The organism is Pseudomonadota bacterium, from assembly GCA_039815145.1.
In the GTDB taxonomy this organism is placed as follows: Bacteria; Pseudomonadota; Gammaproteobacteria; order Steroidobacterales; family JBCBZW01; genus JBCBZW01.
The window spans coordinates 1-10,731 of record JBCBZW010000153.1 but is presented as its reverse complement, the minus strand read 5'-3'; the positions used below and the strand labels follow the sequence as shown (position 1 = coordinate 10,731).

Annotated in this window: 10 protein-coding genes; 7 read left to right on the top strand and 3 right to left on the bottom strand. The window is 66.0% G+C overall.

Features of this window, described 5'->3' with window-relative positions; all coding sequences use genetic code 11:
* From AAF184_22280 to AAF184_22255, 6 genes are all read left to right on the top strand, one after another.
* On the top strand, positions 1-570 hold a 570-nt coding region (locus tag AAF184_22280; GenBank protein ID MEO0425079.1), incomplete at its 5' end, for a hypothetical protein.
* Entirely contained in the window at positions 567-1,250 is a 684-nt protein-coding gene (locus AAF184_22275) for a PspA/IM30 family protein (protein MEO0425078.1), read from the top strand. The genes AAF184_22280 and AAF184_22275, both read left to right, overlap by 4 nt.
* A complete protein-coding gene (locus tag AAF184_22270; GenBank protein MEO0425077.1) occupies positions 1,247-1,909 on the top strand; it encodes a YqiJ family protein in 663 nt (220 codons plus the stop codon). Before AAF184_22275 ends, AAF184_22270 begins: the two co-directional genes overlap by 4 nt.
* A gap of 37 nt (positions 1,910-1,946) precedes the next feature.
* The gene (locus AAF184_22265; protein ID MEO0425076.1) at positions 1,947-3,698 is read left to right on the top strand and encodes a flotillin domain-containing protein; all 1,752 of its coding nucleotides are present in this window, start codon (positions 1,947-1,949) and stop codon (positions 3,696-3,698) included.
* Between the two features lie 39 nt (positions 3,699-3,737).
* A complete protein-coding gene (locus AAF184_22260; GenBank protein MEO0425075.1) occupies positions 3,738-4,772 on the top strand; it encodes an AraC family transcriptional regulator ligand-binding domain-containing protein in 1,035 nt (344 codons plus the stop codon).
* Between the two features lie 159 nt (positions 4,773-4,931).
* A complete protein-coding gene (locus AAF184_22255; GenBank protein MEO0425074.1) occupies positions 4,932-5,342 on the top strand; it encodes a DUF4345 domain-containing protein in 411 nt (136 codons plus the stop codon).
* Here the strand turns inward: AAF184_22255 and AAF184_22250 are convergent.
* Positions 5,271-8,360, bottom strand: coding sequence for an SdrD B-like domain-containing protein (locus AAF184_22250; GenBank protein MEO0425073.1), 3,090 nt, complete (start codon positions 8,358-8,360; stop codon positions 5,271-5,273). The genes AAF184_22255 and AAF184_22250 overlap by 72 nt on opposite strands.
* A gap of 248 nt (positions 8,361-8,608) precedes the next feature.
* On the opposite strand from AAF184_22250, the gene AAF184_22245 reads away from it, so the two are divergent.
* Complete coding sequence (locus tag AAF184_22245) at positions 8,609-9,400, top strand: DUF1353 domain-containing protein (protein MEO0425072.1); 792 nt, start codon at positions 8,609-8,611, stop codon at positions 9,398-9,400.
* A gap of 209 nt (positions 9,401-9,609) precedes the next feature.
* Here AAF184_22245 and AAF184_22240 read toward each other — a convergent pair whose 3' ends face one another.
* Complete coding sequence (locus AAF184_22240) at positions 9,610-10,221, bottom strand: DUF1579 family protein (protein ID MEO0425071.1); 612 nt, start codon at positions 10,219-10,221, stop codon at positions 9,610-9,612.
* Between the two features lie 102 nt (positions 10,222-10,323).
* The gene (locus AAF184_22235; GenBank protein ID MEO0425070.1) at positions 10,324-10,629 is read right to left on the bottom strand and encodes a hypothetical protein; all 306 of its coding nucleotides are present in this window, start codon (positions 10,627-10,629) and stop codon (positions 10,324-10,326) included.
* Between the last annotated feature and the right edge of the window lie 102 nt (positions 10,630-10,731).

The window sequence follows — 10,731 nt, the reverse complement described above, 5'->3', positions numbered from 1 at the left end:
GTGGAAGCGCGGCCTGGCCGCAACCGAGGCACTGACACCGTGGCAGGCAAAACCATCCCGATCAGCGCGCGGCTAACGCCGGACGACGCCGAATTCATCGCAAGGCTCGAGGTGGAGGGTGCGACCACCCCCAGCGAGAAGCTGCGCGCCATCATCGTGGAGGCGCGCCAGCGCCACGACGGCACGGAGGACTTCATCGGCTCCCTGAAGCTGGTGGAGGAGATGCTCGCCCCCACCATGCGCATCATTCGCGCCGGCGAGTTCGAGCATCACATGCACTCCGAGCTGGTCACGCGGGTGGCGGACTGGGTGCCGGAGTGCATGGCGTACCTGATCGCCTCGAACGGCGCGGACAAGGAGCTGTCGGCTCAGGCGCTGCAGGAGATCGAGGTGGAACTCCTCGCCCGGGTGCTGGTGCTGATGCAGTCGGTGCTGCAGATGGCGGTGACGCGACGCAGCTCGTGCTACGAGCCCACGCGCATCGACGGCGCGATCGAGCCGATGCTCGAGCTGGCGCAGGTGATTATCGACAACCGAGGCAAGACGACGAGGGAGCAGGAGAAGCAATGACAGAAACAATAGGAAAACGCGTAGGACGCCTCGTCAGCGGGGGCTTCAACGCCCTGATCGACGCGGTGGAGAACTCGGCGCCGGACGCGGTCATGCAACAGACCATCCGCGAAGTCGACGAGGCCATCGCCGACGTGCGCGCGGAACTCGGCAAGGTGGTGGCGAACAAGCACCTGGCGAGCCGGCGCCTGATGGACGAGAACCAGCGCCACGGCGAGCTCGACGGTCAAATCCGTATCGCCCTCGACAGCGGTCGCGACGACCTGGCCGAAGCGGCGGTCGCCAAGCAGATGGACATCGAAGCCCAGATCCCTGTGCTCGAGAAGTCCGTCAGCGATGCAGGCGAACAGGAACGTGAGCTGGAAGGCTACGTGCTGGCCCTGCAGGCCCGACGCCGGGAGATGGAAGCGGAGTACCAGCAGTTCCTGGCCAGTCGCGAAGCCGCCCAGTCCACGCCGGGCAGTGCGGGCGCGAGTGGTGCAGCCAAGGCCAACGACAGCGTGGAGGAAGCCACCGCAGCCTTCGATCGCGTAATGGCACGCACCACGGGTCTGCCAGGCGGCGCTCGCGCCGAGAGTCGAGAGGACGCCTCACGCCTGGCGGAGTTGGACAAGCTATCGCGCGAACACCGGATCCGCGAACGCTTGGCGCGCCTGAAGGCGGAGCCTAAGAGCGAATGATCGAACTCTTAACGGCGGGACCCAACTGGGTCTTCGCCGGGGCGCTCGGCCTGATGGCCTTCGTCGGGGTGATCGAAGTGCTCGGCGTACTGGCGGGCGGCGGCTTGTCCGATTGGTTGGACTCGCTGCTGCCCGAGCTCGACGTCGACGGCGACATCTCGGCACCCGAACTCTCCGGTGGGTTCGGCGCCCAGGTGCTGGATTTCCTGTGCCTGGGACGGGTGCCGGTGCTGGTGCTGCTGGTGATCTTCCTGGCGGGCTTCGGCCTCGCCGGCCTGGTCGTGCAGACGATCGCCCTCGAATTGGTGGGCTTCGTCCTCACCGGCTGGCTGGTGGTGCCCATCGCCCTAGTGGTGGGCTTAGGTACCACCAACGTGCTGGGCCGCGGGTTGGCGCGCGTGATGCCCAAGCAGGAGACGGACGCCGTGAGCGACAGCACCTTCGTGGGGCGCATCGCCGTCATCACCCTCGGCACGGCCCGCCCCCAGGCCCCGGCGGAGGCAAAGCTGCGCGACGAGCACGGCCACACCCACTACATCATGGTGGAGCCGGATCGCCCGGAGGCGCAGTTCGAGCAGGGCACGGAGGTGTTACTGGTCGCCCAACGCGGCGCGGTGTTCACGGCCATCGTGAACCCCTCGCCGGTGCTCACGGATTGAACACACGGATTACATATAACTAACAACGAGGAATCTTATGCCCGATCTAGGACCTACAGCGAATCTAATCGCCTTATCGGTCGGCACGGTCATCGTGCTACTGCTGGTCATCCTGCTGATCTTCTCGCGCATGTACAAGCGGGCGTCGAAGGAAGTCTCCTTCGTGCGCACGGGCTTCGGCGGGCAGCAGGTGATCATCAACGGCGGCGCCCTGGTGTTCCCCGTGTTCCACGAGATCATCCCGGTCAACATGAACACGCTACGCCTCGAGGTGCGCCGCGCCAACGAACAAGCCTTGATCACCGCCGACCGCATGCGGGTCGACGTGACGGCAGAGTTCTACGTGCGCGCGAAGCCGACCTCAGATGCCATCGCCAACGCTGCCCAGACCCTCGGCATGAAGACGATGAACCCCGGCGAGCTCAAGGGCCTCGTCGAAGGTAAGTTCGTCGACGCCCTGCGCGCCGTGGCCGCGGAGATGGCCATGGAACAGCTGCACGAGCGTCGCGTCGATTTCGTACAGAAGGTGCAGCAGGTGGTGTCCGAAGACCTGCTCAAGAACGGTCTGGAACTCGAGTCCGTCTCCCTGACGGCCCTCGACCAGACGAGCTTCGAGCACTTCAACCCCCAGAACGCCTTCGACGCGGAGGGTCTCACGCGCCTCACGCAGGCCATCGAGTCGCGGCGCAAGGTGCGCAACGACATCGAGCAGGACACGCAGGTGCAGATCCAGGCGAAGAACCTGGAAGCCGAACGCGAGAAGCTCGATATCGCGCGCGAGACCGAGTACGCGCGCCTGAAGCAGGAGCGCGAGATCGAGATCCGCAAGGCGGCGCAGACCGCGGAGATCGCCTCGGAGCAGGCGGAGAAGCAGCGCGACGCCGAATCGGCCGCCATTAACGCAGACCGCGAGGTGCAGACCGCACGCATCGTGGCTGAGCGCGAGGTGGAAGCGCAGCGCATCGACAAGGAGCGCTCCGTGGAGAAGGCCGAGGTGGAGCGGCGTCAGACCATCGAGCTCGCCGAGCAGGATCGCGCCATCGCCGTGGCCGAACGCTCGCGTGCCGAGTCCGAGGCCAGTGCCGAGGCCGACCGCGCCCGCGCGATCGCCGTGAAGGAGGAGGAAGCGGTCGCCACCGTACGCGATGTGGAACGTGCCACGCGTCAGATGGAAGTGGAGCTGGTCATGGCCCGTCAGGTGGCTGACAAGGCCGCGATCTCCGTGACCACCGCGGCCGAGGCTGAAAAGCAGGCGGCGGACGACCAGGCCGAAGCGGTGCGACTGCTCGCCGAAGCCGAAGCCAACAAGGCGCGTATCACTGCCCGCGGTGAGAGTGACGCCGAGCTCATGCACGCGGAGGCGGCGGCCCGCCGCTACGAGGTGGATGCAACCGGTAAGCAGGCCTTGAACGAGGCCGCGAACCTGCTCTCGGACGATCAGATCAGCATGCAGATCCGCCTGGCGCTGATCGAGCACCTGGCGAGCATCGTGGGTGAGAGCGTGAAGCCGATGGAGCAGATCGAAGGCATCAAGATCATCAATGTCTCCGGTCTGGGCGGCGATGGCGGCGCAGCGGGCGTCGGCGGGGGCGGCAGCGGCGGCGACGGCAACGTCGCGGACCAGCTGGTCTCCAGCGCCCTGCGCTACCGCGCTCAGGGGCCGCTGATCGACTCCTTGCTTAAGGAAGTGGGCTTGGGTGACGGTGGCCTGGATGGGCTGGTCAGTCGCTTGGGCACCTCGCAGGCCGAAGGCGGCGCGCCGACCACCAACCCTGGCACCGAGAGTTGATGCTGCGGGACGCCGCCTGCGGGCGGCGTCCCCTCCCCCATGGGATACATAGCGAGCACCTTCTACGATAAGGCCCTTAGCCTTGCGGGCCAGGGCCAAGCCTCCCCCGAGCGCTTCCGATCCGAGCTCTTGCAAGACATCGGCCTAAGCGCCGGGCTTACTCGCGACGCCGGCGACGGGATGCTCGACGACTCCGCATTCTTCAGCTTGCTCGAAGCGATCGCCCAACGGTGCGACGCGGGCCGATCGATCGGTATCCGCATCGGCGCCACGATGCGCTGCGACGACTACGGCGCCTTCGGCCTGGCCTTCAAATCCGCGACCCACCTCGAGGGCTCCTTCGAGCGCGTGCAACGCTACGGCAAGGTGGTGACCAACGTCGCCAACTTCACCCTGGAGCAAGGCACCGACGGCAGCAGCAAGTGGATGACCGTTCCCTCCGCCGCCAGCGGCCGCTTGGGAGAACTCATGACCAACGAGCTCGCCCTGGCAGCGGCCACGGCCCTGAGTCGCGAGGTGAGCGGTGACGGGTTCGCCCCTGAGGCGGTGTCCTTTGCCCATCGCGCCCCAGACGAGTCCACGGAGGCGCAGACGTTCTTCCGCTGCCCCGTAACCTACTCGGCTGAGCGCAACGGCCTTCGCGTGTCCCTCTCGAGCCTCGAAGTTGCCAACCGCCTGGGCGATGCGAAGATCTCCGAGTTCTTCGACCACCACCTCAACACGGAGCTCGAACAGCGCACGAGCGCCCAGCCGCTGGACGCGCGAGTGCGCCGGATGGTCACGCGCGCGCTGAGTGAAGGCCCACCCAAGATCGAGAGCATCGCCGCGCAACTGGGCGTCAGCCAGCGCACGCTCCAACGCCGCCTGGCCGCGGAGGGCCACGTGTACCTCGATCTGCTGGAGCAGGCACGCCGCGACCTCGCCACCTCTCTCCTCGGCCAGCACACCTACGCCCTGGCCGAAGTGGCCTTCCTCTGCGGCTACGCGGACCAGAGCACGTTCACCCGCGCCTTCAAACGCTGGAAAGGCGTCACCCCCGCCGACTTCCGCAAGGCGGCCGCGAGCGACGGCTGATACGCCCGCGAGTGGCGCCCCCGGCCCCTGGCGCCAGATGCACAGACTTCGGCACCGAGCGCCAATCCCGCAGCCCGGAGCGCCAATAACCTGGACCTACTCACGTCGGGGAGCGCTTCCCAGCCTGCCCGTGCCCCGCAATCACTCGAGGTGCCTCTGATGACACTGACTAAGCTCCAGACTACGATCTTGGCCATCGCCGGCTTCACAGCCCTGCTGATCGGCACCCTGATCGCCCTAGCCCCCCACGCCTTCTACGCCGGCAACGGCATCGACCTCGCCGGCAAGGTGGACCTGCTCAGCGAGCTGCGCGCACCGGGGCTCAACCTGGCGGTACTCGGCGGCGTGATGTTGGCGGGGCTGGTGCGTCCGCGCTGGCGGACTGTCGCGATCGCCACCAGCCTGATCGTCTTCATCGCCTTCCCGCTCGGGCGCCTACTGAGCGTGATCGTCGACGGCTGGCCGTCGACGTCCATTCAGATCGCCTTGGTGGTGGAGCTAGGCATCGCCGCGGCCTGCGTCTTCGCGTTTGTGCTGCCCCCTGGATCGCCTCGAGGCGACAAGCGCTAGCCCGCCAAGCACGAGCAAGCTCCACGGCGTTACGGCACCGCCGCCACCGTCATCCACGATCATCGGCTGATCGGGCGGCACGCTATCGTCGAACAGGGCCACGTCGCCGTCGTTCATCTGTTCGAAGTCCGTCAGCGGCAGGAACGACGCCACGCGAAACCCCGTGCCCGTCACGTCAGGCACCGCGAAGTAGGCCGTGCCGGGGGTCAGGTCGTAGAAGCGGTAGGCGCCATCGCGGTTGGTGATCGCCCGCGTCTCTCCCGGCTCGCGGATGCCATCGCCGTCCGAATCGAGGTACATGGTCAGCCCGCTCACCGGCGACTCCCCCTCGTCGAATTCGCCGTTGAAGTTCTCGTCCTCGAACACCACGCCGCCTAGGGAAGCGAGTAGGTTGAGGGCGAAGTCCACCCGCTGCGGCGTGCCGCTCGCATCCACCTGCACGCCACGCGGGTTCGGGGAGTTGAGACGGTCGAAGCGGTAGTGGCCGGGGAGGATGACATCGACGGTGTAGACACCCGCGTCGAGATCGTGGAAAGCGTACTCGCCCTCGCTATTGGTCGGCGCGATCGGTTCCAAGTCCGCATCGTGCTGGCCGTTGCCGTTGAGATCCAGGTACACGCGCACTGATCGCACCGGTGCGAACTCGCGCGCCGGGTCGTCGATGCGCCCACTCAGGGCCGGCGAGCGGAACACGGGCTCGGAGTAGGGTGAGGCCGTCCGTGGATTCACACCGTCATCGATCACCGAATAAAAGTAGTAGGGCTGATCTGTCTTACGGCTGAAGGTCTCGCCGCCCCACATCGCCATCTGCGCGCCGCCCTCGACCGGGTCGTGGTCACCGTAGGGCAGATCGCGCGCGACCAGGCGACCGTCGTAGCCTTCGTCATCGTCGTCGACGAACACGGACACGCGTGCATCCTCGGTGAGCGTCGGATCGGTGAAGTAGCTCAACATCAAGGTCTCGGGGCTCGTCGCTTTGCGGGCGATCGTGAGCACCAGATCCTGCTGGGCCTGCGACTTGAGCGCCTGCATCGGTGGCGCGCCGGCCATGGTCACGGGGGGCGCGTTAGTCGGGTCGGGGAAGTGCCCGCTCACGTCGATGTCCATCGCGAGGGTAGGCGCGAGGGCGGTGAGGTACGTGAGGGCGAAGGTACCCTCCCCGGCCAGCGTCTCCCCGGGCAGGGGGGCCGCGTGGTAGGTGAGCTCGAGGGGCGAGGGACCGAGCACCACCAGTTCCTGCAGCAAGCCGCCCACCAGCGAGACGCTGTTGGTGACGAGGTCGCCGTTGCTGTTAGTCACCTCGTTGAGCACCAGCAAACCGTTCTGATCGGTCACGGCGAGCGCGTCGGCCGCCAACTCGAAGGCGCTCACGTTCGGATCGGTCAGGGTGATCCGGATCATCAGCGAGGTCGCCCCCTCGGGCACCGTGAAGTTGTTGGTGATGGTGGTCTTCTCGGCGTTCTCCTCGTTCTGCATCACCTCCTGGCGAATGTTGCCCACGGTCTTGCCGCCGATCAGCTTGAAGGCGCGCGTACCGAAATTGTACTCGGCCCCGACGGTGGCGAAGATCACCTTGGTCCACCCGGCGCCGAAGCTGTCGTCCGCATCACCCTTCACACTCTGCAGGGCGACGCCGATGTCCTCGAGCACCCAGCCGCCCACCACCGGCACGCTCTCGGGCACCTCCAGCTTGGCCTCACCGAGGAAGTAGTAGCTGCCCTTATCGATCAGCAGGTCGGCGATGACGGTGACGCCCGGGTCCGTCGGCGACATCATCGTGCCGCTCAGCTCGTAGCGATCTTCGCTCCAATCCAGCGTGAGCTTCACATCCCCCTGGCCTAGCAAGCCCGTAAAGTTACCGTCGTCGTCCTCCTCGGCGCCCACGAACACCATGTCGTCCACTTCGAGCATGTTGCGGTCGATCATCACCTCGCCGTTCATGCGCAGGGCCGTGACTTCCTGGTCGTCGATCATCCACTGGCCGCCGAAATCGAGGCCGATGGTGCCGTCGATCTGCCAATCCGCCGGTTGGTCGAGGTTGCTCACGGTGGCGCCGATCTCCACCACGCTCACACCCGTATCGCCGATCTCGATGCCCTCGTCGTCGCCCGTGGCGGAGAAGGCGAGGCTGATCGTGTCCGGGATGCCGTCGACGAGGTCGATCTCACCGTCCACCTCGAAGCCCTCCACCGGGAAGGCGATGTCGAGCGTGGCGTCGACGTCGACGCTGCCGTCGTCGCCGCGGGAGTAGGCGAGTTCGAATTCCTTCAGTTTCAGGCTGTCGACGTCTACATCGTCCAGGTCGACCGTGACGCCGTCGAGCATGAAGTCACCGTTCTCGATGACGATGCCGGGCTGATCCTGGGTGCCCAAGGCGAGCGTGGCCGACCACAGGCGCTTGACCGTCAGCGCGCCGGACAGGGCGTACTCGTCCTGGTCGGCCTGGTAGTCGATGGTGGCGGGGTTGTCGTTGTCGACGCAGACCGTGAGCCCGGCCAGCTCGAAGGCGCCGCTGAGGGCGATGTCGAGACTCTGCAGCACCTTGCCGTCGCCGGTGACGACCAGGCCGGGGCTGTCCGCATCGCCGAGGTCTGCCTCGATCTCCAACGTGCCGGACTCGTCGCTCTCGACCTTCTTGTCGTCGCCATCATCGTCGGTACAGGGATCGTCGTCATCGTCGCTGTCGGCGGGGTCGTCCATGTCGCCGCCGCCGGCGTCATCGTCCATGGCGTCCACATCGTCGCCGCCATCGCCGGCATCGGCCTCGTTCTGCGCCTTGCCCACCTTCACCTTGGCCGAACCGTAAATGCTCCAGGTCTTGACGGCGTCGACCACCTCGAAGTCGACGTTCAGGGCGACGCTCTCCAGGGAGAAGGCATCGCCGATCATCAGCAACGACTGCGCGTCGAGGGTGCTGGAGGCTTCGGGAAGGTCATCGAGGCCGCCAACCGGATCGGTGGCGTGGACGGCGGAGGCCGTCAGCAGAGCTAGGGCAAACGCTAGGGAACGGCAACACACGGGCGGAGCTCCTCGCATCCAATTCGAGGTATCGACAGCCTTGGTACCGCATTTCCGGTTGCTCGCGCAATGCGTTCGATGTGAGAGAAAGGCCGCGCACGGGACACGTAGGGAGAGGTCTCAGCGAGGTTGGCAAGCGTAGGGCCGCTGGAGAGGAGCGTCGAGACATCGCCGACCCACTATGCAAGGATCTCGTCACTCGGGTCGCTAATGACTAAGACCGTCAGCGCAAAGGAGAAGTGCAAGCGATGAGTGAGCTAACCACGTTCGGCAAGGGCGAAGACGTCGAGGTGACGCTGGCAGGGTTGCCGAAGATCATCTTCAAGTCGATCTCCACCAAGCCCGATGCGCCGTGGCTACGGCAGATCGCTATCGCCACCGTAAGGCGCTTTTTCTTCCTCACCGAGGACTGGAGCATGACGCTGCGTTCCGAGCGGTTCCCCAACCACTCGGGCACGATCATCATCCCGGAGATCACCAACGGCGAGCGCTTCCAGTTCGACGGCGCCTCCATACCCGTGCCGTGGTTGGTCAGTTTGATCACCGTGGGCGTACTGCGCCCCCTGGGCGTACTCCTGGTCGCCTCGATCGTCCACGACTACGCGTTTCGCTACGGGTATCTCAAGGTACGAGGCGACGACGGCACCGTGCGGGATGTGCCCATCGACCGGCACGATGCAGACGAGCTCTTCCGCGAGATCGTCACTGTGGTCAACGGCAACCGCGCCGTGGGCCGCCTCGCCTGGTACTTCGTGCGCCTCGGCTACTGGCTGGGGGTGAAGTACAACGGCAAACCCCGCACGGGCAGGCCGCCCACCCTCGTCGCCATCTCGTTCGTCGCCGCCCTGGGCCTGCTCGGCCTGCTGATCTGGCACTACTCACTGCCGGTCGTCGCGGTGACCGCGGTGGCCTTGTACCTGGCCTTCTATCTGGTGACGCTACGCGCCCTGGGGGCGCTGCCCATCCCCCTGTTCATCTTATCGTTATTGGGCATCCTCGGCGTATGCACCGTGTGCACTCGCGTGATGCTAGGGTCCTGAGTTGGAAGTTCGTTGAGTCATTCGCACGGGGACTTTCGTTCCTGAGTGCGGCGCGACGACGAGCGTGGCAGGCCCCACGGGAGGAGGAGCAACGTGCTCAGGGGCGAAAAGACCTCGCGAATGAGTCAACGAACTTCTGACTCAGGACCCTGGGGTAGCTAGCAGACGACCACGCGCTGAACTCGCCAGCGCATGGTCGCTCAGCAGGTTCAGCGCGTACGCACGATCTTCGCGGCCATGGTCTTTATCTCCTTGCCGCCCATCTCCTGAAACATGGTCATCGTCTCGGAGTTCTCATCGGGGAAGGTGGAGATCATGCGCGAGGGAATCTTGCCGCCGCTCACGGGGTCGATGGCGTCGCCGTTGAACTCGAACATGCCCTTCTCCTCGTTCCAGTCGCCGTAGGAGACGAACAGGCCCGTGGAGGTGTTGTCGGTCCAGGTGCTCCAGTAGCGGCCGGTCACGTTGTCGTAGCCGGTGCGGCCCATACCGTGGAAGTCCATGCCCATGATCTGGCCGGTCCAGTGCTCTTCCAGCACGCGGCCGCCCATGGTCATCTCGCGGCGTACCTGCATGGTGCTTTCCATCGGCGGCGCCGAGGGGTCGCCCCAGCTCTGCATGGTGGCCTCGTAGGTGCCCGCCATCTCGGCGAGGCGACGATGGGGCGCATTGACGGCAGCGGCGCGCTGCATGGCCTCCATCATGGCGGCCTCGGCGGCGCTGGGCGCGGGCCCGCCCTCGTGGTGATCCGCTAGCGCGGCCGTGACCGGTGTGAGCACGGCGGCGGCGGCGAGGGCGAGCAGGGTGTATCGCAACGACATGGTCCTTCTCCTTGACCGATGGGAGCCAACGCTCCGTGGATCGCGATACTAACGCCTCAGCTCGCTAGACCGAGCCCAAATTCCCCCAACGGCACCGCGCGCCTATTTCGGCCCGGGTAAGAAGGCCTGACACCAGTCGGGCACGCGGAGGGTGCGCACGCCGAGGGAACACTCCTTACGTACGTACTGCTCGAGCGTGTAGCACTGGCGGGTGGCGAGGCGCGTGCCGATCTCGGGCTTGCGCTCGCAGATCATCGGCACGGCCGCTGCGCCTTCCGCCGTCTCGACGGCTCGCCGCTCCACCTTTCCCTCGCGCAGATCGGGGATGAGCTCGGCCAACTCCTCCCAGGTATAGGTGCCACCGTCATGAGCGTATTCGCGTAGGTATCTTCCACAGATCTTCGCCACGGCGATCGTTGCTACGCTGCCCTCAACCCCTCGCCTAGCGCTCCCGCCATGTCCCCGCCGCCCCGCCGAACGAATCGCCCGACGCTACCCCCCCGAGGGCGT

Coding starts and splice junctions, on each gene's coding strand:
- AAF184_22240 (MEO0425071.1), bottom strand. CDS start 10,221: ATGTCGTTGCGATACACCCTGCTCGCCCTCGCCGCCGCCGCCGTGCTC.
- AAF184_22275 (MEO0425078.1), top strand. CDS start 567: ATGACAGAAACAATAGGAAAACGCGTAGGACGCCTCGTCAGCGGGGGC.
- AAF184_22245 (MEO0425072.1), top strand. CDS start 8,609: ATGAGTGAGCTAACCACGTTCGGCAAGGGCGAAGACGTCGAGGTGACG.
- AAF184_22255 (MEO0425074.1), top strand. CDS start 4,932: ATGACACTGACTAAGCTCCAGACTACGATCTTGGCCATCGCCGGCTTC.
- AAF184_22265 (MEO0425076.1), top strand. CDS start 1,947: ATGCCCGATCTAGGACCTACAGCGAATCTAATCGCCTTATCGGTCGGC.
- AAF184_22260 (MEO0425075.1), top strand. CDS start 3,738: ATGGGATACATAGCGAGCACCTTCTACGATAAGGCCCTTAGCCTTGCG.
- AAF184_22270 (MEO0425077.1), top strand. CDS start 1,247: ATGATCGAACTCTTAACGGCGGGACCCAACTGGGTCTTCGCCGGGGCG.